Origin of the sequence: Corynebacterium sp. HMSC076G08 (assembly GCF_001811515.1) — a bacterium.
Taxonomy (GTDB): Bacteria; Actinomycetota; Actinomycetes; order Mycobacteriales; family Mycobacteriaceae; genus Corynebacterium; species Corynebacterium hiratae.
Genome location: NZ_KV805008.1, coordinates 13,828 through 39,809 on the forward strand (window position 1 = coordinate 13,828; position 25,982 = coordinate 39,809).

A 25,982-nucleotide genomic window follows, 5' to 3' on the forward strand; every position below is an offset into this window, starting at 1 on the left:
CGCGCTTAACGCACCTAGCCGCGGATGAGCTCCGTTAAGGTGTCCACGATGGAGTCTGCGGGGACCTCACGGGTCTCGCCGCCGCGGATGCGCAGCTCGATGATGCCGTCAGCAAAGGCACGGCCCAGGATGGCGATGAACGGCATTCCCAGAAGCTCTGCATCCTTGAACTTCACGCCCGGGGAGACCTTGGGGCGGTCGTCGAAAAGCACCTCCACGCCCGCACGGTCCAGATCCTCCACCAGCTTCTGGCCTGCCTCGAGGGCAGCGGCATCCTTGTTCGCTACGGCCACGTGCACCTGGTACGGGGCCACAGCCACCGGCCAGTTGAGGCCCTTCTCATCGTGGCGCTGCTCCGCCAGCACCGCGAGCATGCGCGTAACACCAATGCCATAGGAACCCATGGTCGGCACGGCGCGCTTGCCGTTCTCATCCAGAATCTGGACGTCGAAAGCCTCGGTGTACTTGCGGCCCAACTGGAAGATGTGCCCTAACTCGATACCGCGCTCCAGCGTCAGAGTGCCCTGGCCGTTCGGTGCCGGGTCCCCTTCCTTGACCTCGGCGGCCTCGATAAACTCATCCACGGTGAAGTCACGGCCAGCCACCAAACCGACGACGTGACGCTGCGGGGCATCGGCACCGGTAATCCAGGAGGTGCCGGAAACCACGCGCGGGTCGGCATAAACCTTCACGTCGTGAGCGTTGAGGGCACGCGGGCCAACGTAGCCCTTGACCAGGAAGTCGCTCTTCTTGAAATCCTCATCGCTGGCGAGCTCGAACTCGGCCGGTTCAAGCGAAGCCTCCAGGCGCTTTTCATCCAGCTCGCGATCGCCCGGAATGAGGACGGCCGCGAGCTCCCATTCCTTCTCTTCCTCCGTAGCTGCGGGGGCTGCCACCTTGATCATCATGCACTTGAGGGTGTCCGCTGCGGTGACCTCGCGGTCGGCGACAGTAATGCCGGCGCTCTTAGCCCACTCCACCAGCGTTTCGATGGTCTCGGATTTCGGAGTCTCATGCTCCTGTGCCTCCGGCAGGCCGTCGAAGGGGATTTCCTCCGGAGCCTGAGTGACCACGGCCTCCACGTTGGCGGCGTAATCGCCCTCGGTGGCCCGCACGAAGGTATCTTCGCCTACCTCAGACACGGCGAGGAACTCCTCAGAGGCCGAGCCACCCATCGCGCCAGAGGTGGCCTTACAAATCGCGTAATCAATCTCTAGGCGATCGAAGATGTTCTGGTAAGCCTTGCGGTGGCGGGCATAGGACTCATCGAGCCCCTCATCCGTCATGTCGAAGGAATAGGAATCCTTCATGGTGAACTCGCGGCCGCGCAGCACGCCGGCGCGCGGGCGCTCCTCATCACGGTACTTCGTCTGGATCTGATACAGCGTGACCGGGAAATCCTTGTACGAGGAGTACATATCCTTCACTGCGGTGGTGAACATCTCCTCATGGGTCGGGCCTAGGAGCATGTCAGCGCCCTTACGATCCTTGAGGCGGAAGAGGTTATCGCCGTACTCCGTCCAGCGGTTCGACTGCTCGTAAGGCTCGCGCGGCAGCAGCGCCGGGAAGAGCATCTCCTGGCCGCCGATGGCGTTCATCTCCTGACGGATTACGTCTTCAATCTTGCGCATGGCGCGCAGCCCCAGTGGCAGCCAGGTGTACACACCCGGCGCGACACGGCGCACATAACCTGCGCGGACGAGAAGCTTGTGGCTGGGGACTTCGGCATCAGCCGGATCCTCACGAAGAGTGCGGAGGAAAAGCTCAGAAAGACGTGTAATCATGGTTGCTCAGTTTACATCGCTAGCATGTAGCCATGCTGATCATCCTCCCTCCTTCTGAGACCAAAGCACACGGCGGCAACGGCGCGGCCCTGAATTGGGACGAGCTTTCTTTTCCCGCGTTGAATCCGATCCGCCAAGAAATCGCTGCAGAATTGTCGTCCCTCGACGTCGATGAAGCGCTGGAAGTGCTCAAACTCTCTGAGAAGCTGCGCGGGGAAGCCGAGTCTAACCGCGAGTTGGCATCCTCCCCGACCATGCCCGCGCTGGAGCGTTTCACCGGCGTGCTGTACGACGCCCTCGACGCCCCCACCCTTCCCCCGGAAGCGCGGAGCTACCTCGCCGTGGGCGATGCACTATTTGGTCTGGTGCGAGCCGATGACCTCATCCCGCACTACCGACTCTCCGGTAGTACGAAACTGGACGGGCGGACGCTGAAGTCGCGCTGGGGTACGGCCATTACGGAGGAGCTGCGCGCGCTTGTCGACGCCGACGAGTTCCTCATCGATATGCGCTCGGGCACCTACCAGCAACTGGGCAAGCTCAAGGACGCCGCCACCGTGCGCGTGGAGACGGTGCAAGAGGATGGCTCCCGCAAGGTGGTCTCTCACTTCAACAAGCACTACAAAGGGGAGCTCGCACGCGTGCTGGCCCTGAGTGGTGAGCGTGTCTCCTCCCTCAAGGATGCGGCCAGTATTGCGCAGGAGGCAGGCATGAGCACCGAATTGCGCGGCACCGAGCTCGTGCTCGTGGTCTGATTTATCTATTTATCAATTTATCAACGCTCGCCGATTTATCTATTTATCAATTTATCTGCCTCCGGAGAAGCGGGGCCATTCAAACCAATGGGTTATAGCGCAAGCTGTTGCGCTTGAGCTCGCACTCAGTGGCAATCGCGATACCGGAGGCAATCTTGCCGCGCTCGCGCAGGCGGAACATGGCATCCACGATGCGATCGCGCAATCCCCAGGGATCGATGGTGTTGATGTACACCTTCGTGCCGCCCTCAAAACCGGCCAGGGTCGATACCCTGAGCTTGATCATCACACGCCACGGCTGCGGCAGATCCACGCTGGGCGGGCGGTGGTGCCACTCTTCATTGCAGGCCACATCCGGACCCACAGCGGCATGCGCTGCGTGGATAAGGTCCGACATCCCGCGTACCTCACCGGGGGTCTGCTCCCAGGGCTCACAGCGCGGCGACTTGGAGAAGATCTCCAGTGTGGGATAGCGGTGGCCAAAGCCGGCGAAGAGAACCGCATAGTCGTTTTCGGCAATAACGAGGTTGCGCTTTGCCGCGTAGCCAACCGCCCAATCGTTGTACATATTCGGGTGCGCCCGCAGAATCGCGTTTTCCTGGTGGGCAGCCATACCTAAGGCGTCAATAGCGACGAGCTGCTTGTGCAGGTGGTCGAAGGATGCGCCCGCCGGTGCTAGCCAGTTCTGGAACACGGCGACATAAGAGGCATATCGGTTGCGCTGGTAGAGCTCGCGCGTCGATTCCGCAGTGAATGTTGTCAGCAGGAAGTGCTCATCGGGGCTCAGCGTGCCGGAGGACGCGAGCTGACTATCATCGACCGCACCCTCCACAAAGTGGCGCGAAGAAATGATGACGTCGTGGCCACCTCCGAAGAAGCCATCGGCGAGGGCGAGCAAAGAGTCGTCGTCCAGCGCGGCATCCTTGCCCGCCGCCTTGAGCTTGGTGCGCACCACATTGAGCACATGCAGGCGCCCAGCTTCGTCGGACTCGTAGCGCTCCTTGTGGCGGGCCACGTCGGGGGCCATGGTGAAGCCATAGTTCTCGTGCCAATAGTCATAGGACACGATCTCAAAAAGGTTGGGCACGCGGCGAAAGGCTGGTACGGACTCATCCAGCTCGTGAGGAAGGAGGCCGCGCTGAATCTCCCCCGAAGCCAGAATACGGGATTTTTCCGGCGGGGTATCCAGCATGCGGCCTGAGCAAAAGGCGCAGGTGTGGGTGAAAGCATCGGTCGCCAGCGGTTGCGGGTCCTGTGCCGGATGCGCGAGCGGGCGGTTGCCGCGGCCAGGCACCGTCCACACCTCCGTTCCGGAGAAGGGGTTGACCTGCTTGACGGTCCCATCAGCCATGGTTTGGATGGGCTCGACGCGGCTAAAGAGTGCTTCGCTCATGCAGCCCAGCGTAGACCTCCGCACCCACCGGTGCGACTAGGCTTGGGGTCCATGCAGCACCGATTCTTTGAAGTAGATGTCTTCGCCACTGGTCCGTTCAGCGGAAATCCTCTCGCCGTGGTCGCTGATGCCGATGACTTGAGCACCGAAGAGATGCAGCGCATCGCGCACTGGACCAATTTCTCTGAGACGACGTTCCTGTGCTCGCCTACGGATCCACGCGCAGACTACCGCGTGAGGATCTTTACCCCCTACGAAGAGTTTCCTTTCGCCGGCCACCCCACACTGGGCACCGCCCGGGTGGCAGCAGAGCTGCTTGAAAAAAGCGGCACCTTAATTCAGGAATGCGGTGTAGGCCTGGTCACCGTGCGCCAGGAGGACGGACGCTTCGCCTTCGCTACCCCGCCCTTGGTGCGCGAGGGGGCTCTCAGCGATGCCGAACGAGCCGACGCAGCTGCAGTTCTCGGAGTTGACGTCGACCGCATCGTTGACTCCGGCTGGGTAGACAACGGCCCCGGATGGCGCCTCATCCAGCTGGATTCCGCCGAGGCTGTGCGCGGACTCAACCCCACGCCCACGCCTGGCGTGAAGGTCGGCGTGGTCGGCCTCACCGGTGGTGATGCCCCCGCGTATGAAGTACGAGCCATTACCGGGCACTTCGAGGATCCCGTCACCGGTTCCTTCAACGGCGGGGCTGCCCAATTCCTCCGCGCTAAAAATGCAGTTCCTGCTCGCTACACCGCGGCCCAAGGTGGCCAGGTAGGACGCGCTGGTCGAGTCTTCATCGATGACGACGGCGAGAACATCTGGGTGGGCGGCAACGCCCACGTGCGCGTCCGTGGCACTCTGGAGTCCCGCGATGCCTAAACCTTCCCTTCCCTTCGAGCTGCACACTGAGTTCGCCCACCGCCTACCCCACCTCGTCGCCGAGGCCCGAGGGGAGGAACAGCCCGCGGCGCGGATCGTGGTGCTCAATGAACAGCTGGCTTCTGCGCTCGGGCTCGACCCAGACTGGCTGCGCAGCGACGAAGGCGTGGAGTTTCTCCTCGGCCGCGGCCCCATCGCTCCCCACGCCATGGCCTACGCCGGCTTTCAGTTCGGGCAGTACAACCCATCCATGGGTGATGGCCGCGCTCTCCTACTGGGAGAGGTCACAGGCCCCACCGCTCCCCATAACCCGGCAGGTCTGTGGGATCTGCACGCCAAGGGGACGGGACCCACACCGTACTCGCGCTTCGGCTCTGATGGTCGTGGCACACTGCGCTCGATGCTGCGCGAGTATCTCTTCTCCGAGTCGATGCATGCCCTGGGGGTACCCACTACTCGGCCCCTCGCGGTCCTTGCCACCGGCCGCCCCATTCAACGCCAAGTGGTGGAGGAGGCGGGCGTGCTGGTGCGCGTAGCCGCAAGCCACATTCGCGTCGGCTCCTTTCACTTCGCCGCGCAGTCCCAGCGGCCCGGAATGCTCGAACAGCTCGCTGACTACACCATTGAACGCCACTACCCCGGTGCCGACTATCAGGAGTTGTTCATCCGTGCCATGGATGCGCAGGCCGCTACGGTCGCCGGATGGATGCAGCTGGGCTTTATCCACGGCGTGATGAATACGGATAACACCACGCTATCGGGCGAGACCATCGACTACGGCCCCTGCGCATTCCTGGAAAACTATGATCCCGATACCTGGTTTAGTTCCATCGATACGCTGGGCCGCTACCGCTTTGGCCGCCAGCCCGACATGGTGGGATGGAACCTCGCGCGGCTCGCTGAATCCCTGCTGCCGCTTCTCGACGACTCCCCTGACTCCGCCCTCGCTTGGGCGCAGGAGGCCATCAATTCCTTTGCGGAACGCTTCGAGAAAGCACGGCGAGTCGAAGCCCTGCAGCGTTTGCAGATGCCTGAAGAGCTTATTCAGGACTACAGCACCGCACTCGCTGAGGCGAGCCCTGACCTCACACAGGCCCACCGAGCTCTCGTCAGCGCCGCGGCAGGTACACCGGCAGCCGCTTATGAGGCGTTCGCGAGCACGCAGTTCGTTGACGCCTACTGCGCGAGTGGCCCCGACGTTGCGCGACTCGAGCGAACCGTGCCGCGCGTGATTCCCCGCCCGCGTCTGGTCGAAGCCGCGCTGGGCGATCTTGATGAGTTCTCCCGCCTTCTCCAGGCCACGACCCACCCCTTCGACCCCGCACCGGACTATGAACAGCCCGGTGGCACGGAGGGCTATCTCACCTACTGCGGCACCTAAGAGTGCAAAACAGAAGGGAACACACCACCGCCCCGAGTTCTCCGTAGGAAAGGAAACGGAGTCTCGGGGCGGTGGTGTGTCTCTATCTTTCACTGCCGCGCTCCCGGTCGGTTTCTCAGGCCGACCGCCCCGCGCGGCTGGGGTTCTCTCTATCTCTCGCATGCGCTCTCTCAAACGCACAACATAAGTATGGAGCATCCTCCTTGGCGAAGCGTTCCGATGCACTGGACGCTTCCTGCCAGTTACTGAGAGTTACCTGCGAAGCGAAACGAGACTACTTGGACTCAAGCTGCAGGGTCTTCTGCGTGTACTCCCACATCTCCTCGTAGAGCTTCTTGTCCTTGGAGAGCTTGGTGCCGTAGGACGGAATCATCTCCTGAATCTTGTCGCCCCACTGAATCATGTGCTCACCGAAGCAGCGCTCCAGCAGCTCGACCATGATGGCCGGGGTGATGGAGGCACCCGGGGAAGCGCCGAGCAGGCCGGCGATATTGCCCTCGGGGTTGTTGATAAGGGTGGTACCGAACTCCAGGGAGCCGAACTGCGGTGCGCCCGCCGGCTTAATGACCTGGACGCGCTGGCCAGCGATGACGGTCTCCCAATCGGCCGGATCGGCGCTCGGGACGTATTCCTTGAGGGTTTCGACGCGCTTGTCGAAGTCCTTGAGGACCTCGGTCACCAGGTACTTGGTCAGACCAAACTCCTGTGCTGCCACGCCCAGGTAAGAGGTGATGTTGTCGGGACGGATGGACTTGAACAGGTCCAGGTAGGAGCCCTTCTTCAGGAACTTCGGGGACCAGCCACCGTAGGGGCCAAACAGCAGGCCTTCTTCACCGTCGATGACACGGGTGTCCAGGTGCGGCACGGACATCGGCGGAGCACCGACGGCAGCCTTGCCATAGACCTTGGCGTGGTGCTGCTTGACCAGCTCCGGGTTCTTGGAGCGCAGCCACAGGCCAGAGACCGGGAAGCCCGCGAAACCAGAGACCTCACGGACACCTGCCTTGCGCAGCAGATCGAGCGCGTAACCGCCAGCGCCGACGAAGACAAACTTGGCATGGACAGCTTCGTAATCACCGGTGTGCAGGTTCTTTGCTACCACGCGCCACTTGGAACCGTCACGCTTAATATCGACGACCTCGTGGCCGTAGCGGATCTCGGTGCCTGCTGCCTTAGCTGCGGTGAAGAACTGCTTAGCCAGGGCGCCAAAGTTAACGTCAGTACCGGCATCGGTCCACGAGATGGCCACCTTCTGGGAGCCGAAATCGCGGCCCTCAGACATCAGGGGCAGCTTCTCCTGGAAGGTGGCGTCATCATCACTGAACTGCATGTTGGGGAACATGTGATTGTCCTTCAGCGCGTCGAAGCGGCGCTTCAGGTAATCCACCTGAATGGAGCCCTGCGCGAAGGACACGTGTGGAACCGGGTTGATGAAGGCCTTCGGGTCAGTGAGGATGCCGTTATTGAGCTGGTGGGACCAGAACTGGCGAGAAACCTGGAACTTCTCGTTGATGTTCAGGGCCTTGGAAACGTCAATGCGGCCGTTCTTCTCCGGGGTGTAGTTCAACTCGCACAGTGCAGAGTGGCCCGTACCGGCGTTATTCCACGGGGAGGAGGACTCAAGAGCAGGACCGTCCAAGCGCTCGAACACCATCTGAGTCCAGCTGGGCTCGAGTTCACGCAGCATGGCGCCGAGGGTGGCGCTCATGATACCTGCACCAATGAGTGCGACCTCAACCTCGTCTACTACTTGTGCTGTCTTCTTATCGGAGGACACTGTACTTATTACCTCTTAGAGTCGATGTATTCGATGTGGTCAAATGCCCTGCGCATGTGGGTGCGCAGGGCGCGGTGAGAAAGCGCTCGACGATGCTAAGGCCAAGCCGGCATACAGACCTCCACTCAGGAAGATCCGTCAAGCATTAATTCCACCTTACGCCCCTTCCTGCGAAATAGGCATTCCTCGAAACATAAATGCCCGAATCCCAAACCACCACCCCTTTTGAGGTGCAGGGCATATCAGCTCAGCTCCCCGCCCATCCGGACGGATCTGACCGCACGACCTATCATGAGCTCCATGACATTTGACAAACTCGAATGGTCAGAAGATCTTCTCGGCCCAGACTTTCAGGCTGCCACGCTCGAGCTCGGCACCGATCCCGATGGTGAAGGCGATGTCTGCGCGACTCTCGTGCGCTACTGCCCCGCCGCCAACGCCCACGACGATCGCCCCGCCCTAGTGTGGGTCCACGGCATGACAGACTACTTCTTCCACGAGCACGTTGCCCGCTACTTCTATGAGCTCGGCTACGCCTTCTATGCAGTCGATTTGCGCAAATGTGGTCGCTCCCGCCAGGAGGGACAAACCTGGCACTACATCAGTGATGTGCAGTATTACGATGCCGACCTCAACGCGGCCCTCGACGCCCTCCCCAACCCACGTGTCGTCATCATGGGACACTCCACCGCCGGCACCATCATCGCTCTGTGGCTTGATCGTCTTCGCCGCCACGACCCCGCGCGTTTCAGCCGTATCGCCGGTGTCGTTTTCAACAGCCCGTGGCTGGCCATGATGGGAATGTCGGACGGCGCTTATGAGGTGGTCAAGCGCATAGTTTATGCCGGCGCTGCTATCGCTCCACGCGTCGAACTACCCGCCGGGGATCTCACCACCTACGGAGAATCCATCCATTCCCACGAACAGGGCGAGTGGGATTTTGATCGCCGCTTGAAACCGCTGGGCGGGCACGCGAAATACTTGGGCTGGGTCGCTGCTGTTTTCCACGGCTTCGACGCCATCCATTCCGGGCGTATCACCATTGGAGTTCCACTGCTGACGATGACCTCGGCGCGCTCGCAACTTGATCAGCCCTATAACGAGTCCTCCAACACGGCCGATGTCGTCGTCGATGTCCGGCAAAGCCAGCGCTGGGCTAAGGAGCTGAGCTCGCGCTACACCCTCCACGTCGTCAAAGATGGCCGCCACGACCTTTTCCTCTCTCGGCCCGAACCGTTGGAGGACGCGCTGAATTCCGCGGCCGAGTGGCTTCGCGTCGTTGCACCGATAAACGCAGAACAGCGTGCTCAATAAGTGTGCGCGCTGCGCGCTCTTCGACCTCCAGAAGCCGCGGCTGTAGAACCTTTAGAATGGTCGCCATGACTTCTGCACAGCACTTTGATCTCGTCATCATTGGCACCGGGTCGGGAAACTCCATCCCCTCCCCCGAGTTTGACGATAAATCTATCGCCATCATTGAAAAGGGAACCTTCGGAGGTACCTGCCTCAACGTGGGCTGCATCCCTACAAAAATGTACGTCTATGCGGCCGACGTTGCGCTTGCTGCGCGTGAAGCCACGCGCCTTGGCGTCAGCGCCCACGTGGACGCTGTGGACTGGGAGGGCATTGTCAAGCGCGTCTTCGACAACCGCATTGATCTGATCGCCCAAGGCGGCGAAGAGTACCGCCGCGGCGAGGAGACCCCAAATATTACGGTCTTTGACCAACACGCGCGGTTCATCGGACCAAAGACCCTGCAGGTGGGCGATGACATTATCACTGGCGACAACATCGTCATCGCTACCGGTTCGCGCCCGGTACTACCTGAGCCCTATGCCAGCGCAACTGCCCCGATCCATACCAACGAAGACATCATGCGCCTGGATAAGCAGCCCCGCAGCCTCATCGTTGTCGGCGGTGGCTACATCGCTATGGAGTTCGCCCATGTCTTTGACGGCCTGCGCACCAAGGTAACCGTGGTCAACCGCTCGGAGACATTCCTCCGCTTCCTCGATGAAGAGCTACGCTCACGCTTCAACGACATCCTGCGAGAGCGTTTCGATGTCCGCATCGGTAGCGCCACGGCGGTGGAAGAAACCGCAGACGGTGTGCGCCTCACCTTGGATAACGGTGACGTCCTGGAAGCAGAGGCAATCCTTGTCGCCACCGGCCGCCAGCCTAACGGCGACCTGATGGATCTCTCCGCCAGTGGGATCGAGATGCACGAGGACGGACGCATCAAGGTCGACGAGTACGGCCGCACCACTTGTGAGGGCGTGTGGGCGCTGGGCGACGTCTCCTCGCCCTACATGCTCAAGCACGTCGCCAACGCGGAGCAGCGAGCAGTGCAGCACAATCTGTTGCACCCAGAGGATCTTCAGCCCATGCCCCACGAGCACGTTCCCGCCGCCGTCTTCACCCACCCGCAGATTGCGACCGTGGGCCTCACCGAAGCCCAGGCCCGCGAGCAGGGCTACGACGTCACAGTGAAGGTACAGAACTTCGGCGATGTCGCCTATGGCTGGGCCATGGAGGATTCAACGGGCGTCTGCAAGCTCGTGGCCGACCGCTCGACCGGTCAGCTCCTCGGCGCTCACCTCATGGGCCCGCAAGCCTCCACTCTCATACAACAGTTAATCACCGCAATGAGCTGCGGCCTCGACATGCGCACGTTCGCCCGTTCACAGTATTGGATCCACCCGGCGTTGCCGGAGGTCGTCGAAAATGCCGTTTTGGGACTAGAGTGGCTAGAGTGATCGTTACAGATCGTTCAGTGATTTTTTTCACACTACCCTTGAACTAATTTCCCCTTATTTATCTATTGGCATTACAAGGCCGCCTTAACGCCCGCAACATCACTCAGCCAGCTTTCAGGGTTTAACCCAATTTGGGGGTACCCCTGCCGCTTGCGTAAAAGAACGCTCCAACTAGCGTGCATTTTGGCTGACCGTTGGATAGGTTTTATACAGACACCGGAACGAGTCGATGGTCTCTGTCGGCTCAGTGTGTTTTGGGGATACCAAACTCATCCCTATCCCTGTGAATCGAGGCTCCTCCGCCAGGAGGCCTTGCACGTACGACATTAAGGAATTTTGATATGCGTATCCGCAATGCAGCCCTCGCCGGCGCTACCGCTCTCGCAGTTGCCTTCGGCGGCTCCACCGTTGCCACCGCAGCCACCTTCGACGGCTCCAACACCACCGAAGCTGTCGAAGACGCAAAGGGCGGTCAGCCTTACGACAAGCCTGAGGGCTCCCTGTCCTCCAAGGTTGGCGGCTGGTTCAACGTCGACGAGGACGACAACATCGGCACCGAGGCTGACGGCCGTGCCATCTTTGGTTCCTCCAAGTCTGAGCACTGCGATGAGGGCGAAGCTGGCGAGTGCACCACCATCGGCGACCAGCCGACCTGGGCCAAGACCTTCTACGGCGTAGGCGTTGCTAGCGCCGTCGCTTCCATCGCCGGCCTCATCGGCGTGGTCTACAACTTCTTCGTCCACGGCCCGTCCTTCTAAGACGCCCCACACACTTTCCGAAAGGCTTAAACTTCATGCGTAACTTCCGCACCGCCGCTGTTGCTGCTGCAACCGCCGCCTCCGTTGCTTTCGCTGGCACCTCCGTTGCTTTCGCTGCTGAGAACACCGAGGAAACCTCCCTCTCCTCCGAGCTGTCCTCCGCAAACGAGAAGGTCAAGAAGGACGACAGCGACGCTACCCTGTCCTCCAAGTGGGGCGACGCTACCGAGGGTGACAAGAAGGTCGCCGGCGCCGACCTCTTCGGCGAGAACACCGCTGATGGCACCACCAACCCGACCTGGGCTAAGGCTTGGCGTGAGGGCACCTACGCTGCTATCGGCTCCGCCATTGCAGGTGCCCTGTTCGCTGCGTACAACTTCGCTGTGTACAACCACATCATCCCGGCACACGTGCTGGACCCGATCTTCCGCCGCTAATTAGTACGCGGACTCGCTGATTAGCTCAGCGCCTTAGAAAGCGCCCATCTCCTTTTACGGAGGTGGGCGCTTTGTCTATCTCCGACCTCTGGCGCAACGGGCGCACGCACCCCCTCCAAACTGACGAAAGTGCTCCGGATCCTTTGAAGAATCCGGAGCACTTTCGTCAACAAGGGCAGCTCTGTGCGTCTTAAGAGGTACTGTCTTAAGACCGAGCCTTACCGCCTCTTAGCTAGTCGAGTTCACCAGGCAGGGTAAGGATCTCGTTGCCGTCATCGGTGATAACGATGGTGTGCTCGAACTGGGCGGTGAACTTGCCATCGGTGTTCTGGACGGTCCAGCCGTTGTCCCAAATCTCATAGTCCAGCGAGCCCAGGTTGATCATCGGCTCGATGGTCAGCGTCATTCCTGGCTCAAGGATGTCGCGGTAGGTCATAGAGTCGTAGTGCAGCACGACGAGGCCGTTGTGGAAGGTGGGGCCTACACCGTGGCCAGTGAAATCGGTAACCACGTTGTAGCCGAAACGATTGGCATAAGACTCAATAACGCGACCAATAACGTTAATCTCACGGCCGGGCTTCGCCGCCTTGATGCCGCGCATCATCGCTTCCTTCGTGCGCTCCACCAACAGCTTGTGCTCCTCCGAGACATTGCCGGCGAGGAAGGTGGCGTTGGTATCGCCGTGCACACCATTCTTGAAGGCAGTGACGTCGATATTGACGATGTCGCCATCCTCAATCACCGTGGTATCCGGGATGCCGTGGCAGACAATCTCATTGAGGGACACGCAGCAGGATTTCGGAAAGCCCAAGTACCCCAGCGTCGACGGGTAGGCACCGTGATCGCACATATACTCGTGCGCAACGCGGTCAATCTCATCCGTGGTCACACCGGGAGCCACAGCCTTTCCGGCTTCCTGCAGAGCGTTGGCCGCTATGCGTGAGGCCTCACGCATAGCCTCAATGACCTCCGGGGTCTGCACAAACGGCTCGCCCTGCGCTTCCTGGACCGTATCCTTCCACACGTACTCTGGGCGTTCGATATCCTTCGGTACCGTGCGGATTGGAGTATCTTTTTCTTGTTTCAGCATCGCGCGCTTAGTCATAACTACTCATGGTAGCCCTCTTCCCCAGCACCCGACAAAGAGCACCATTGGCACGCTCATGAGCGCGCGCTACTGCTCTTGTGCGGGAGCAACCTCGCCGTGGCCTTCCGCGCGGAGGGCATCCAAACGCTGTAGGAAGTTATCAGTGATGTTGACGGAAATCGTCGAGCCACCGCCCAACACCACGAGTGTGGCAAAAGCAATGTCGTCATCGCGGAAGCCGGTAAACCACGCGTGCGAGCCATCGTTGATTTCTGCCTCACCGGTCTTTCCATAAATGGTTCCCTGTGCTTGCATACCCGCCGCAGTACCGCTCGCCACCACCTGACGCATCATGTCCCGTACCTGATTCAGCGTCTCCTCACTCGGCGCGGAGACCTCCTCGGAAACCTTGGTCTCCCGTGTCTCGATGAGAGTCGGCGTCGGGGTCTTGCCAGCCGCTACCGTCGAAGAAACAAGCGCCATGCCGAAGGGAGAGACAAGGTCAAGGCCCTGGCCATAGCCCGCTTCCGTGCGTTCAAGCGGGGTTTCTCCCTCTGGGATCGAACCGGTAATCGTCGAGAGCCCCGGCACCTCGTAGTCGATGCCCAGCCCGTATTGCTTGCCCACGTCGCGAAGCTCACCCTTGGGGAGGTCGGTCGAGATCTGCGCGAACGTGGTGTTGCAGGATTGTGCAAAGGCTTGGCGCAGCGGTACCGAGCCGAGCGAGAACCCGTTGTAGTTGGTCACGGTGCGCCCGTACAGATCCATGGTGCCCGGGCAGGGCACGATGGAATCTGTGGACAGGCCTTGCTTGTCGACGCCCGCCGAGGCCGTAATAATCTTGAAGACCGATCCGGGAGGGAACTGGCCTTGGAGGGCGATGTCGCCCTTCTTATCTGCTTCCGGGGTTTGCGCCACGGCCAGAATTTCGCCCGTGGAGGGGCGCATGGCCACAATCATGGCCTCGTACCCGGGGTGCAGATTAATGGCTTCTTGCGCAGCACGCTGAACGTCATAGTCCAGCGAAACCTTGATGGACGGAGCCGCTTCGGGCTCGTGATACTCGACGTCGGATAGCGCAGCCCCGTGTTCGTTCACGACAGAGACGGACCAACCATTCTTGCCATCGACTTCTTCAGAAACCATGGATCGTACACGGGAGAGGATGTCGGGTGCCAGGCCGGTATCGCGAGTGATGAGCGCCGGTTCCTCATTGAAGCGAATCCCTTTCTGGTTTTCCAGAACGGGACGCAGCCTCGCTGCCTGGGCCTCGTTGAGCATGGTGACCGAATAGGAACCATCGATCCCTTCGAGGTTTGTAGCAAGTTCGCCAGAATCAACCTCCGGAATGGAGTCATCCTCCCGATGCGCTTGGCTCAAAGCGCCGGAAACCTTAGCTGCCAGCGGGCGCGGGTCATCAACAGCGTCGGTGTCGACAACAAGGCGGTATTGCAGCCCCGGTGACATCAGCTCAACGCCATCGGAGGAGACCACGCCCGCGCGCTTCGGCGCGACTGAGCGCAGCTCGAGGTGCTGGTGCGCGCCGAGATCGGGGTGAATGATGCTGGGCTGCCAGCGGACAGTCCAGTCCTTGTCCTTGCGAGTCAAGGCCATAGACGTGTCATAGCGGAGGGAACGATTACGCGGCAGAGTCCACGTCACTGAATAGTGCGCGGTGGCCTGAGCCTCTTCCTGATCTACCCCGGTCAGTTCGACGTCGAGGCCCTCTGCTTGCAGGCCCGCGAAGGTGGCGTCAAGGGTGTTCGTGGCGGTCGAGCCATCGTCGATCAGCTGCACCAGCTCTTCGTTGTTGCGAGTTTCCATGCTCTCGAGAAACTCTTCTGCAATTGGGCGTGCGGACACCGGCTTGGGGGTACATCCCACCACAGACGACGCCGCGAAACCTACCGCACCCAGCAGCGCCACGAACCTCTTCATGCTTGGGCAGCGTAGCAGCCTGGGGCGGCGCGGCGGCCACCCCACACCGCAGGCGTGCTACTTGGTAACGCGAACCTCAGCCTTGGCGCCTTCCACGGCCTCCAGGCCCTGTTCTTCTGCCAGGCGCATTGCTTCTTCGATGAGCGTTTCCACGATCTTGGATTCGGGCACGGTCTTGATGACCTCACCCTTGACGAAGATCTGGCCCTTGCCGTTGCCAGAGGCCACACCGAGATCTGCATCGCGGGCCTCGCCCGGGCCGTTCACCACGCAGCCCATGACGGCCACGCGCAGCGGGAATTCCATGCCGTCGAGGCCTTCGGTGACTTCGTTGGCCAGCTTGTAGACGTCCACCTGTGCGCGGCCACAGGACGGGCAGGAGACAATCTCCAGCTTGCGCGGGCGCAAGTTGAGGGACTGCAGGATCTGGTCGCCGACCTTGATTTCTTCCACCGGATCCGCCGAGAGGGACACGCGGATGGTGTCGCCGATGCCTTCGGCAAGCAGGGCGCCGAAAGCAACCGAAGACTTGATGGTGCCCTGGAATGCGGGGCCGGCCTCGGTGACGCCAAGGTGCAGCGGGTAGTCACACTGAGCGGCGAGCTGACGGTAGGCCTCTACCATGACGACTGGGTCATTGTGCTTTACGGAAATAGCGATGTCTCCGTAGCCGTGCTCCTCAAAGAGGCCAGCTTCCCACAGTGCGGACTCGACGAGGGCCTCTGGGGTTGCCTTGCCGTATTTCTCCATGATGCGCTTGTCCAAGGAACCTGCGTTGACGCCGATGCGAATCGGAATACCGGCATCGCCCGCCGCCTTGGCGACTTCCTTCACGCGACCATCAAATTCCTTGATGTTGCCCGGGTTGACGCGCACGGCAGCGCAGCCGGCGTCGATGGCGGCGAAGATGTACTTGGGTTGGAAGTGGATGTCGGCGATCACGGGGATCGGAGACTTCTTGGCAATCGCCGGCAAAGCCTCCGCGTCCACCGTCTTCGGGCAGGCAACGCGAACGATGTCGCAGCCCGATGCGGTCAGCTGGGCAATCTGCTGAAGGGTGGCGTTGACGTCGTGCGTCTTCGTCGTGGTCATCGACTGCACTGAAATCGGGTGATCAGAGCCCACGCCCACCTGGCCAACCATGAGCTGACGCGTCTTGCGGCGCGGCGCCAGGGTGGGAGGCGGGCCGTCGGGGATTCCAAGACCAATAGGGGTCGACATGTGTGCTCCTTGCTAATTGGGTTTTAACGCCCCTACTCTAGCACCGCGCACCGCAGGTGGATCACTAGCCAAACAGCCGAATTGGGTTAACCACGTCCGCAATCATGATGAGAGCACCCACCGCCATGAGGAGGAAAGCCAGCACATAGGTCACCGGCATGAGCTTGGTGTAATCCGCGGGCCCCTTCGGGTCCTTGCCCATGAGGCGGCGCAGGGCGTCGCGGATCTTCTCATAAATGATGACGGCGATATGGCCGCCATCGAACGGCGGGAGTGGGATGAGGTTAAACAGCGCGAGGAAGAAGTTGAGGGTGGCCAGCATCATGAAGAAGGATGACCACAGGCTCCGCTCGACCAACTCGCCGCCCACCCGGGAGGCTCCCACCACGGACATTGGTCCGTTAACATCGCGCTCCTGCCCAAAGATGGAGGCCACCACGCCCGGGATCTTCGCTGGGAATTGCGCGATTCCTTGGACCGTGGCGTTGAGCGCATAGCCCGAGTAGCGGGCGGTCGCCGGGAAGGCATCAACGAAGGAGTAGGTCTCCCTGATATCGATAATCTGGTTGCTCATACCGATGGCGCCGACCTCCACCAGTTGCCCCTCGGCGTTGAGTCGAGTCACCGTAGCAAGTGTGATGTCGAAGTCACGCGGCTCGCCATCGCGCTCAACGGTGAGGGTGACGGTATCGCCGGGATAGTTCATGACCGTATCGCGCAGCTGCGCGAAGGAGTCCATGGTCTCGCCATTGAGTGCTAGGACGATATCCCCGGACTCCACGCCCGCCTCACCAGCTGGGCCCAGCCCTTGGCAGGAATCTAGGGTGCCGTCAGCCTTCTGGTTCACAGCACAGGACACTTCACCAACGCGCGGACGGACATCCGCGTCTGGGTTGGGCAGGCCCGTGGTCATGGCGATGAGCAGCAGGATAATGAAACCCAACAAGAGGTTCACCGTGATGCCGCCGGCCAGCACGATGACGCGCTGCCACGCCGGCTTCTTGTACATGGCGTAGGGCTCTTCCTCCTCTGTGAGGAACTCATCCTGCGCCGTCATGCCCGCGATATCGCAAAAGCCACCCACTGGAAGAGCTGCGAGGCCGTATTCGGTGTGGCCGCGCGTAAAGGATGCGACGCGCGGACCAAAGCCAATGAAGTAACGCCGCACACGCATACCGAAGGCACGGGCGGTGAACATGTGGCCGGCCTCGTGCAGGGCAACGGTAATGCCGATCCCCAAGGCGAAGAGGACTATGCCGAGGACATTTGCCATAAAGTAGACGGCTTTCTAACGAGCGAGTGAATCCACCAACGCATTTGCGCGACGGCGGGCCTCACCTTCCACGGCGAGGACATCATCGACGCTAGAGGGTACACCAGCGAACTCCGAGGCCTGACCCACGACGTGGCTAACCACGTCAACAATTTCCGGGAAGTGGATGCGACCCGCCAGGAAAGCCGCTGCTGCCTCCTCGTTCGCAGCGTTATATACAGCGGCATGCGTGCCGCCGGCAGCGGCTACCTCGCGGGCAAGGCGAACGGCTGGGAAGGCTTCGTCATCGAGCGGCTCGAAGCGCCAGTCATGAGCGGCGGAAAAGTCCAACGCCGGCTGAGCGCCGGGTACTCGGTGTGGCCAGTCCAGCGCCAACGAGATCGGCAGCTTCATCGACGGCGGGGAACACTGCGCAATCGTGCAGCCATCGGTGAAGGTGGCCATGGAGTGCACGATGGATTGGGGGTGAACGGTGACATCAATAAGGTCCGGGTGGATGTCGAACAGCAAGGTCGCCTCGATGAGCTCAAGGCCCTTATTCACCAAAGTCGCCGAATTCAGGGTGTTCATCTGCCCCATCGACCACGTCGGGTGTTGCGCTGCTTGCTGCGGGGTGACATCCCACATCTCCTCGCGGGTCCAGCCACGGAAAGGACCACCGGAGGCAGTAAGAACGAGGCGCTCGAGCTCCACACCGCTGCCCGCACGCAGGCACTGCGCCATGGCGGAATGCTCGGAATCCACCGGAATAATCTGCCCCTCCCCCGCCAAGCGGGTGACGATGGAGCCGCCGGCGACAAGGGATTCTTTGTTCGCCAACGCCAACAGCTCGCCCTTCTCCAAGGTGGCGATGGTGGAGGCCAAGCCCATGGATCCAACAAGTGCGTTGAGAACCTTATCCGCATCGATGGCCTTGACAAGTTGTTCTGCGGAGTCTGGGCCCGACAGCACAGCGCCGCCGAGAGCCTCGGAAACGGTGCGGGCCGCCTCGGGCTTAGCGACGGCCACGTGGTCAAACGAAAGGTTGAGAGCGCGGGCCTGCTCAATAACGAGCTGTGGGTTGGACCCACCGGCAGCGATACCCACGACTGTGAATTTATCTGGATTATCCGCGATAACGTCCAGAGCCTGGGTGCCAATCGAGCCAGTAGAGCCGAGAATCAGAATGCGTTGGGTACTCACCCTGTTCACACTAGCCGGAGTCATAGGTGCTCCGATAGCGAAAGGCGGGGGTGTTTAATCGCGGTTGTCGGCAGGATCATTTAAACTACTACACAGAATAACTGGCATTTTTCGTGCGCTCGCTCGACTCAACTAGTTCTATCCAGGGTGAGCTGCATGTACACGCAAAGGAGAGCAAGTGTCTTCCCACAAGCCGGCATCGCAGGTTTTCGACGGCGTATCCACCGATGACGTCCCGTCCGCAGGTTTCGGTTGGTCCCGCATCAGCCGCTCGGGCGTACAGATCGCCGGCTGGACGTCCGTCGTCTTCCTGCTTGCTTATAACTTTGGTAACCACAAGGGCCACGTGGAGACGATTTGGCTGATCACTCTGGCAGTCCTTATCGCCCTCGGTTTGGTGATTTACGCCCTGCAGCCGAAGCTCTCCCAGGTGCGCACCTTGACCGCCCGTAACAAGCCGGTAGGCCACGAGGAGCCGGACTGGGCATACGAGCAGAAGACCGTTCACAACGTCTACGCTTCCCTGACTGATGATGAGCTGCGTGCCCTCAACATCGAGCCTTCTCGCGTTGCCCACCTTCGTGATGTGACCGAAGGCCGCCACGCTGCCAAGCCGGTGGCTAACTAACGCTTCTTCGCTTTACGCAAAGCTCCCTTTCTGCAGTTCACGGATGGCCTGCAGAAAGGGAGCTTTGTTTTATCTCTTTCACTCCTAGGTCACGTATCGGTTGACCACCGCGTAGATTTCCGGGGTTCGCTCTTGTGCTCTGTTTCCAGCGAAGCGCCAGACAACGGCGTAAACCAGCGCCGGAACCAGCAGCGAAACCATTACTGCAACGTAAAGCAGCCAGCCTCCTCGCTCGTAAACGAGGGCAGAAACCACGATCCCCGGAAGCGCGGGCACCCACACCAACAGCATGCCGACAAACGCAGTGAGAAAAGCACCAGCGGAATAGCCAGATTTATCATTCCACCGGTTCTGCCCAGGGGCGGACAAGGGATATGGGTTAAGCACAGTAAGGCCCAAGCCCACCGCCGCCGTGGAGATAAATACTCCTAGGGCCACAGCTGTGCTCACCATGCCCAAGGTGCCGTCATCACCAAAGACAAGAACCACTACGGCAAGCAGAACAAACCCAATCAAAGGAATAGTCACGTGTGCGAGGTGGCGCGCATGAAGTATGGTGCGCGGGGCAACCGGCGCCACCATGTGGACCCAGTTCGATGGCCCGTCGAAGCCATAATCATTAGCCAAGAGCGAAGAGAGCACGATTGCGCTGAAGCACAGCATAAAATAGGCGGTGAAGTCCTCGCCCTTCCACAGCTGATAGAGCGTCACCACGCCAAACAGAGGCATCATGTACAGCATGCCTGTTTGCCGCTTGTCACGGGTGAGATAACGCAACGCGCGGGTATATTCCATCGCCGCCGGACTGGAATAAGACCACGCGCCCAACTCCAACTTGGATACTCCCTTGCCCGTCACCTCGCTGGCTGCGTCACCACCCGCTCCCGGATTGCGCATGAGGCCGGTTATCTGACGGGACCACACCCATGCCAACAGGCCAAGGCTGGCCACCGCGATCAGTAGTTGGGCTAGGGCGGTGATGAGCTGGCCGTCGGCAAGCGCGAGCGCCCACCCCACCCCTGCGCCAAACGGGGTCCAGGCGCTGACAGCGCCTACCGTGTTTAGCGGCGGCAAAGACTCCAAGACGCTCTGCGCCTGCAGCATGCCAAAGACGAGCAGGCCCATAACCACCATCGCCGCGATTTGGGTGCGGGATTTCTGGGAATCTGCGATAGCGGAAGCCACTTGGCCAAGGCATTCGCCGAAGATAATGGTCGTGACACACGACAGAACCATGCCGACGACGAAGGGCACTGCGGCCCACCCAGGCCCCGTCAGTATAAGGAAGATGCTGCCGATGATCGCATATACCAGGGAAAAGACAACCGACATGATGGCGCGGGTAGTCAACAAGCTGGAAAGGAAGAGGCCCGGAAGAACCTCGCGGGGAGTCAGAGGAAGAGCTCCCAGGGTTGTCGGGCTCAACTGGTTCTCCCCCGCCGGCATGAAAAGAGCGAGGAGAACGTAGATGAGCATGCCGCCTGCCACCCCGACGGTCAGCGCTTGGTAACCGTGACCCGGGGTGGTGATATCGGAATACACCATGAAGGCGAGCGAAACGAGACCGATAGCCCCGTAGAGAAGCATCATCAGCCCCATGATGAGCGTCGACGGGTTGGAGGCGACACTGCGCCACCACAGGGTGCGGTGAAGCCTGAACAGAGTGGACGTCATTCGCGCTCACCTGCCGACGGGGAGCGCAGCCACCCAAACTTCGAGACGTCCAGATCCCGTCCCCCAACGGCCGCGATGAACAGATCGCTCAGGCTTTGGCCCTGGCGGACATCCTCAACGTGGCCTGCGGTGATGACTTGGCCGCCGTTGATGATCGCAACGTGATCGCATAGACCCTCAACAAGCTCCATGACGTGCGAAGACAAAATAACCGTGCCGCCACGCGCAGCATAGGCGCGCAGCATCTGCTGGATGAGGCGCCCGGAGACCGGATCCACGGCTTCCAGCGGCTCATCCAAGATGAGCACCTCTGGGTTGTGCAGGACAGCGCCGGCCAAGAGGATCTTTTTGGTCATGCCGGCGGAATAATCCGCGATGCGTTTGTCGGCGGCATCGGAGAGGGAGAGGGCGTCGAGAAGCTCCTGCGCACGGCGCAGCGACTCGGCGCGTTCCAGCTTGTGCAAAGCACCGAGGTAGTGGAGATACTCAGCGCCCGTGAGGCGGTCAAAGACCGGCGCACCATCCATGAGCAGACCCATGGCCCGCTTGGCGGGAATGGGCTCCTCCCACACATTGTGACCAGCGATGAAGCTGGAGCCTGAATCGGGACGCTGGAGGCCACAGGCCATGGTCAGCATCGTGGTCTTGCCCGCACCGTTGGGCCCCACTATCCCGTAGATGGATCCGCGTGGAACATCCAGGTTGAGGCTATTGACAGCGATCTGAGAACCAAAGGACTTGCGCAGATCGCGCACCGCCAGAGCTTGGGTGCGCGGATCAGCGGCTAAGTCCGCACGATAAGGATGAGTCATAAGCATTAACGGTATCAAGAACCATTAATGCTTTGTTCTCCGAAAAACTATCGTTAGGAAACTGTAAGCAGAGCCCTTAAGCGGTCTCGCGCTCGTCGGCGGCAAGCTGGCCACAGGCCGCAGCGATTTCATCGCCCTTGGTATCGCGCACGGTGCACGGCACGCCCTGCGCGATAACGCGGCGAACGAACTCGTCCTGGCGCGCCTTCGGAGCGGCGTCCCACTCGGAACCCGGCGTGGGGTTAAGCGGAATGACGTTGACGTGAACCTTGGAGCCCAGCGCCGCATGGAGCTTCCGGCCCAGCATGTCGGCGCGGAAATCCTGATCGTTCTTATCGCGGATCAGCGCATACTCGATGGAGACGCGGCGGCCAGACTTATCGGCATAGTACTTGGCGGCGTCGAGCACCTCCTCGACCGGCCAGCGGTTGTTGACAGGCACGAGAGTATCGCGCAGCTCATCGTCCGGGGTGTGCAGGGACACTGCGAGGGTGCAGGACAAATCCTCATCCGCGAGCTTGCGGATGGCCGGGGCCAAGCCGACCGTCGATACAGTGACGTTGCGCTGGGACAGGCCGAAGCCGCTGAGATCAGGTCCGGTAATCTGGCGCACCGCATGAACCACGCGCTTGTAGTTGGCCAGCGGCTCGCCCATGCCCATGAAGACAACATTGCTTAAGCGCCCGCCTTCCTCTTCCATGAGGCGAGCAGCATGCCTAAACTGCTCCACGATTTCCGCAGTGGACAGGTTGCGGTCCAGCCCGCCCTGGCCGGTGGCGCAGAACGGACAGGCCATGCCGCAGCCGGCTTGGGAGGAGATACACAGGGTGGCGCGCCCTGGGTAGCGCATGAGCACGGACTCCAGCAGCGTGCCGTCGTGCAAACGCCACAGGGACTTGGTGGTCTCGCCGTCGTCGGTGGAAGTCTGCCGGATGGGTTGCATGAGCGTGGGGAACAAACGCTCCTGGACTGCCTCACGGGAGGCAGCCGGGATATCCGTCATCTCGGAAACATCGGCGGTGTGGTGGACGTAGTAGTGCTTGGCCAGCTGCTTTGCCCGGAACTTAGGCAGGCCAAGTTCCGCGAGCGCCTCAATGCGCTCGGCCTCGGTCAGGTCCGCGAAGTGCTTCGGGGGTAGCCCGCGGCGCGGAGCAGAGAAATTCAGTTTCAGTGGTTCAGCCATGGTAGAGCCCATTTTCCACGTTTTCGGCCACATTATCCAATCTAAGCTCTGCTGGAGTGGCGAAAGTGACATCTCAACCTATTTAATAGATGCATGACGAATCCAGAAAACTCCCCTGAGGAATTCCGCACCACCGCTCCGGCCGACGAGCCTCTGACCGACCTGTCTGCGGAAACCACTTCCGGTGGCGGTGCGGTGGAGCCGGCTCCGCGCGCAACCGACTATGACAATAAAAATGACGGAAAGGTCAAGGGCTCCTTCGCCGCCAGCACGTGGATTGCCCTCATCGTGGGCTTCTTGCTGCTCATCGTCCTTATCATCTTCATCCTGCAGAACCAGCACCAAGTACCGCTGAACTTCCTTAACTGGTCAGTGCAGTTCCCCGCCGGTGTCACTTACCTCATCTGCGCCATTGCCGGCGCGCTCATTATGGCCCTGGTGGGCGGCTGGCGCATGTTCGAGTTGCGCCGCCAGGTACGCAAGCAAGCGCGCCGCTAAGACCTACGGCGCCAGGGTGGTCAGGAAGCTCATTGCCACCCACGTGACCATCGCGGATGGCAGCATGCCATCCAGGCGGTCCATGATGCCGCCGTGACCGGGCAGCAAGGCAGACATATCCTTGATGCCCAATTCCCGCTTAAACTGAGACTCCACCAAGTCACCGAGGGTGGCGCAGAAAACGAGCCCGAGGCCCATGAGCGCGCCCACCCATGGAGTGTGGTGCAGCAGGAACGCGAAACTCAATGCACCGGTCAGGGTGCCGAAAACTACCGAGCCGGCAAAGCCCTCCCACGACTTCTTGGGGCTCACCGCGGGGGCCATGGGGTGCGATCCAAACATCACGCCGGCGATGAAACCACCGGTGTCGGAGGCGACGACGCAGAGCATAAACACGACAATCGACGCCGCCCCCGAGGCGAAGGGGGTCTCCACCCGCGAAAGCATCGCGGCAAAAGTGCCAAAAAGTGGGATCCAGGTGAGAACGAAAATACCCACGGACATATCGCGCAAATAGTTGATCGGGGGGCGATGTCTGCCGTTGTGAAAGAGGCGGCCGAACATGAGCGCCAAGACCGCAACCACATAAACCGCGACGAGGCCAGAAGCATTGAGGAACCACGAGACCCACACCATGGCTTGTCCCAAGACGATGAGCAATGTCCGCGGGACGTAGTAGGAGTGCTCCCGCAGCCTGGTAAGGACCTCCCACATGGCTAGGCCCAGCGCTGTGGCTACGACGAGGTACCACACAAGGGGCCCGGCCCACACCGCAAAGACAACGAGCGCGCCCAAACCAACGCCAACGGCAATCGCCGCGGGCATGTCTCGACCCGCGGAGTTTTTGGGTTTGGGCATTCGGCTCGAGTGCTCAGTGCTCACGCGTGCTCCTCATTCAATCGTGGGGTAAGTCAAGGTCTACACAGAAAAGACCGCCGTGCTGGTCGGTGCCTGGCGCGGCGGCAAGTCAAAACTCTGTGAGCGCGGAGGCTAGACCTCCATGAGCTCTTCTTCCTTGTTGGCTACGAGCTGGTCCACCTGCTCGATGTAGCCGGACGTAATCTTTTCCATCTCCTTCTCGGCGGCGATAACCTCGTCCTCACCCGCGTCGCCATCCTTCTGCAGCTTCTTCAGCTGCTCCATGGCACGGCGGCGGATGTTGCGGATAGCAATTTTGCCGTCCTCGCCCTTGCTCTTGGCCATCTTGACCATGTCACGGCGGCGCTCCTCGGTCAGCTGCGGGATGGTCACGCGCAGTACCTGACCGTCGTTCGTCGGGTTCACGCCCAGATCCGAGTTGCGAATCGCGTTCTCAATCTCATTCATCACGGACTGTTCATAAGGCTTGATGAGCAGCATGCGCGGCTCAGGGACCGAGATGGTGGCCATCTGGGTAATAGGGGTCGGAACCCCGTAGTACTCAGCGACCAAGCCGTTAAACATGGACGGGTTGGCGCGGCCGGTGCGGATGGTGAGCAGCTGCTCACGGGTGTGCTCTACCGAAGCGGTCATGTGCTCTTCAGCTTCGAGCTGGATCTCGTCGATCATGAGGGTTACAACTCCCTTGAAATAGTCAAAAGTTCTGGGAAAGAATTTAGCAGGTCGCAGCCCATTTGTACTAGGACTGAACCAGCGTGCCGATCTTCTCGCCGTTGACGGCACGCTTGATGTTGCCCTCGGTGAGGAGGTTGAAGACCAAAATCGGCATATTGTTGTCCATGCAGAGGCTGAACGCGGTAGCATCGGCCACCTTCAGACCCTTCTCAATAACCTCACGCGGGGTGATTTCGGAATACAGTTCGGCATCCGGGTTGGTCCGGGGGTCGGCCGAATAGACGCCGTCGACTGCCTTGGCCAAGAAGAGGACTTCCGCGCCGATCTCTAGGGCTCGCTGCGCCGCAGTGGTATCGGTGGAGAAGTACGGCATGCCCATTCCGGCGCCGAAGATGACGACGCGGCCCTTTTCCAAGTGGCGGTCGGCACGCAGCGGGAGGTAGGGCTCAGCGATCTGGGCCATGTTGATGGAGGTCTGCACGCGGCAGTCGATGCCCTGCTGTTTGAGGAAGTCCTGCAGCGCCAGGGAGTTCATGACGGTGCCGAGCATGCCCATGTAGTCGGAGCGCGCGCGGTCCATGCCGCGCTGGGAAAGTTCGGCGCCGCGGAAGAAGTTACCGCCGCCGATAACGACGGCGATTTCGGTACCCTGCTGCGCCACCTCGGCAATTTGGCGGGCGACGTTTTCTACCACATCAGGGTCGATGCCGACCTTGCCACCGCCGAACATCTCACCGCCCAGCTTGAGCATGACTCGCTTGTATCCGGTTCGCTTCGGTTCAGGGTTGGTCACGGTCTTCATCGTCTCCTTCACGCATGGCGACGCTTCAGTTAAGCGCTTGAATAATTCTGTTCCATCTTAACCATAGGAAGCCGCTTGCTAATACTCAGCTGCGTGCGAGCCCCACCCTCAGGGGCAGGCTAAAACAGCGAACTCCCTCCCCCACTTCTTTCCTTTGGCCACACGGCGTAGGGAATAGGAGTGGAGGAGGGAACGGAAGGCAGCCGCCGCACGACATGCGGC

Annotated in this window: 23 protein-coding genes; 9 read left to right on the forward strand and 14 right to left on the reverse strand. The window is 60.7% G+C overall.

All coding sequences use genetic code 11. The features are described from left to right. Nucleotides 1-14 precede the first annotated feature (14 nt). The gene (locus HMPREF2806_RS00680; RefSeq protein WP_070515639.1) at nt 15-1,784 is read right to left on the reverse strand and encodes a proline--tRNA ligase; all 1,770 of its coding nucleotides are present in this window, start codon (nt 1,782-1,784) and stop codon (nt 15-17) included. A gap of 32 nt (nt 1,785-1,816) precedes the next feature. Between HMPREF2806_RS00680 and yaaA the strand changes: the two genes are divergently transcribed. Continuing rightward, a complete protein-coding gene (gene yaaA, locus HMPREF2806_RS00685; RefSeq protein ID WP_070515640.1) occupies nt 1,817-2,539 on the forward strand; it encodes a peroxide stress protein YaaA in 723 nt (240 codons plus the stop codon). A gap of 79 nt (nt 2,540-2,618) precedes the next feature. Here yaaA and HMPREF2806_RS00690 read toward each other — a convergent pair whose 3' ends face one another. Then, nucleotides 2,619-3,932: a DUF4921 family protein gene (locus HMPREF2806_RS00690; protein ID WP_198531300.1), complete on the reverse strand. Its 1,314-nt coding sequence runs from the start codon at nt 3,930-3,932 to the stop codon at nt 2,619-2,621. A 51-nt stretch (nt 3,933-3,983) separates the two neighbouring features. On the opposite strand from HMPREF2806_RS00690, the gene HMPREF2806_RS00695 reads away from it, so the two are divergent. Together HMPREF2806_RS00695 and HMPREF2806_RS00700 are read left to right on the forward strand one after the other, a co-directional pair. Continuing rightward, the gene (locus HMPREF2806_RS00695) at nt 3,984-4,799 is read left to right on the forward strand and encodes a PhzF family phenazine biosynthesis protein (protein WP_046648070.1); all 816 of its coding nucleotides are present in this window, start codon (nt 3,984-3,986) and stop codon (nt 4,797-4,799) included. Further along, complete coding sequence (locus HMPREF2806_RS00700; protein WP_070515642.1) at nt 4,792-6,180, forward strand: protein adenylyltransferase SelO family protein; 1,389 nt, start codon at nt 4,792-4,794, stop codon at nt 6,178-6,180. Before HMPREF2806_RS00695 ends, HMPREF2806_RS00700 begins: the two co-directional genes overlap by 8 nt. A gap of 274 nt (nt 6,181-6,454) precedes the next feature. On the opposite strand, the gene mqo is transcribed toward HMPREF2806_RS00700, so the two are convergent. Then, on the reverse strand, nt 6,455-7,957 hold the full coding sequence (mqo, locus tag HMPREF2806_RS00705; RefSeq protein WP_070515644.1) for a malate dehydrogenase (quinone): 1,503 nt from the start codon (nt 7,955-7,957) through the stop codon (nt 6,455-6,457). 300 nt (nt 7,958-8,257) lie between these two features. Between mqo and HMPREF2806_RS00710 the strand changes: the two genes are divergently transcribed. From HMPREF2806_RS00710 to HMPREF2806_RS00725, 4 genes are all read left to right on the forward strand, one after another. Continuing rightward, nucleotides 8,258-9,271, forward strand: coding sequence for an alpha/beta hydrolase (locus tag HMPREF2806_RS00710; protein WP_070515800.1), 1,014 nt, complete (start codon nt 8,258-8,260; stop codon nt 9,269-9,271). A gap of 56 nt (nt 9,272-9,327) precedes the next feature. Further along, the gene (gene mtr / locus HMPREF2806_RS00715; protein ID WP_046648067.1) at nt 9,328-10,713 is read left to right on the forward strand and encodes a mycothione reductase; all 1,386 of its coding nucleotides are present in this window, start codon (nt 9,328-9,330) and stop codon (nt 10,711-10,713) included. A gap of 341 nt (nt 10,714-11,054) precedes the next feature. Further along, on the forward strand, nt 11,055-11,471 hold the full coding sequence (locus HMPREF2806_RS00720; RefSeq protein WP_049155406.1) for a hypothetical protein: 417 nt from the start codon (nt 11,055-11,057) through the stop codon (nt 11,469-11,471). A 35-nt stretch (nt 11,472-11,506) separates the two neighbouring features. Further along, complete coding sequence (locus HMPREF2806_RS00725; protein ID WP_070515645.1) at nt 11,507-11,908, forward strand: hypothetical protein; 402 nt, start codon at nt 11,507-11,509, stop codon at nt 11,906-11,908. A gap of 232 nt (nt 11,909-12,140) precedes the next feature. On the opposite strand, the gene map is transcribed toward HMPREF2806_RS00725, so the two are convergent. The 5 genes from map to dxr all read right to left on the reverse strand — a co-directional run bounded on the left by map (nt 12,141) and on the right by dxr (nt 18,633). Continuing rightward, on the reverse strand, nt 12,141-13,013 hold the full coding sequence (gene map / locus HMPREF2806_RS00730; RefSeq protein WP_046648064.1) for a type I methionyl aminopeptidase: 873 nt from the start codon (nt 13,011-13,013) through the stop codon (nt 12,141-12,143). A 69-nt stretch (nt 13,014-13,082) separates the two neighbouring features. Beyond that, nucleotides 13,083-14,933, reverse strand: coding sequence for a penicillin-binding transpeptidase domain-containing protein (locus tag HMPREF2806_RS00735; RefSeq protein WP_049155402.1), 1,851 nt, complete (start codon nt 14,931-14,933; stop codon nt 13,083-13,085). Between the two features lie 57 nt (nt 14,934-14,990). After that, on the reverse strand, nt 14,991-16,154 hold the full coding sequence (gene ispG, locus HMPREF2806_RS00740; RefSeq protein ID WP_046648061.1) for a flavodoxin-dependent (E)-4-hydroxy-3-methylbut-2-enyl-diphosphate synthase: 1,164 nt from the start codon (nt 16,152-16,154) through the stop codon (nt 14,991-14,993). Between the two features lie 64 nt (nt 16,155-16,218). Continuing rightward, nucleotides 16,219-17,427: a M50 family metallopeptidase gene (locus HMPREF2806_RS00745; RefSeq protein ID WP_070515647.1), complete on the reverse strand. Its 1,209-nt coding sequence runs from the start codon at nt 17,425-17,427 to the stop codon at nt 16,219-16,221. A 15-nt stretch (nt 17,428-17,442) separates the two neighbouring features. Continuing rightward, on the reverse strand, nt 17,443-18,633 hold the full coding sequence (dxr, locus tag HMPREF2806_RS00750; RefSeq protein ID WP_070515649.1) for a 1-deoxy-D-xylulose-5-phosphate reductoisomerase: 1,191 nt from the start codon (nt 18,631-18,633) through the stop codon (nt 17,443-17,445). A gap of 154 nt (nt 18,634-18,787) precedes the next feature. Here dxr and HMPREF2806_RS00755 point away from each other — a divergent pair, with 154 nt between their 5' ends. Next, nucleotides 18,788-19,237 carry a DUF2631 domain-containing protein gene (locus HMPREF2806_RS00755; RefSeq protein WP_070515651.1) on the forward strand — a complete coding sequence of 150 codons (450 nt, stop codon included), beginning with the start codon at nt 18,788-18,790 and terminating at the stop codon, nt 19,235-19,237. 84 nt (nt 19,238-19,321) lie between these two features. Here HMPREF2806_RS00755 and HMPREF2806_RS00760 read toward each other — a convergent pair whose 3' ends face one another. The 3 genes from HMPREF2806_RS00760 to rlmN form a co-directional block, all read right to left on the reverse strand. Further along, complete coding sequence (locus HMPREF2806_RS00760; protein ID WP_070515652.1) at nt 19,322-20,911, reverse strand: ABC transporter permease; 1,590 nt, start codon at nt 20,909-20,911, stop codon at nt 19,322-19,324. Beyond that, the gene (locus HMPREF2806_RS00765; RefSeq protein WP_070515655.1) at nt 20,908-21,729 is read right to left on the reverse strand and encodes an ABC transporter ATP-binding protein; all 822 of its coding nucleotides are present in this window, start codon (nt 21,727-21,729) and stop codon (nt 20,908-20,910) included. The genes HMPREF2806_RS00760 and HMPREF2806_RS00765 overlap by 4 nt, the downstream gene beginning before the upstream one ends. Before the next feature lie 70 nt (nt 21,730-21,799). Beyond that, nucleotides 21,800-22,906, reverse strand: coding sequence for a dual-specificity RNA methyltransferase RlmN (rlmN, locus tag HMPREF2806_RS00770; RefSeq protein WP_046648137.1), 1,107 nt, complete (start codon nt 22,904-22,906; stop codon nt 21,800-21,802). Nucleotides 22,907-22,999: 93 nt separating this feature from the next. On the opposite strand from rlmN, the gene HMPREF2806_RS00775 reads away from it, so the two are divergent. Beyond that, nucleotides 23,000-23,404 carry a LapA family protein gene (locus tag HMPREF2806_RS00775; RefSeq protein WP_046648056.1) on the forward strand — a complete coding sequence of 135 codons (405 nt, stop codon included), beginning with the start codon at nt 23,000-23,002 and terminating at the stop codon, nt 23,402-23,404. Nucleotides 23,405-23,407: 3 nt separating this feature from the next. Here HMPREF2806_RS00775 and HMPREF2806_RS00780 read toward each other — a convergent pair whose 3' ends face one another. From HMPREF2806_RS00780 to pyrH, 3 genes are all read right to left on the reverse strand, one after another. Next, complete coding sequence (locus HMPREF2806_RS00780; protein ID WP_175973262.1) at nt 23,408-24,262, reverse strand: phosphatidate cytidylyltransferase; 855 nt, start codon at nt 24,260-24,262, stop codon at nt 23,408-23,410. 132 nt (nt 24,263-24,394) lie between these two features. Next, a complete protein-coding gene (frr, locus tag HMPREF2806_RS00785; RefSeq protein WP_046648055.1) occupies nt 24,395-24,952 on the reverse strand; it encodes a ribosome recycling factor in 558 nt (185 codons plus the stop codon). Nucleotides 24,953-25,022: 70 nt separating this feature from the next. Continuing rightward, a complete protein-coding gene (gene pyrH / locus HMPREF2806_RS00790; protein ID WP_046648054.1) occupies nt 25,023-25,760 on the reverse strand; it encodes a UMP kinase in 738 nt (245 codons plus the stop codon). Nucleotides 25,761-25,982: the final 222 nt, after the last annotated feature.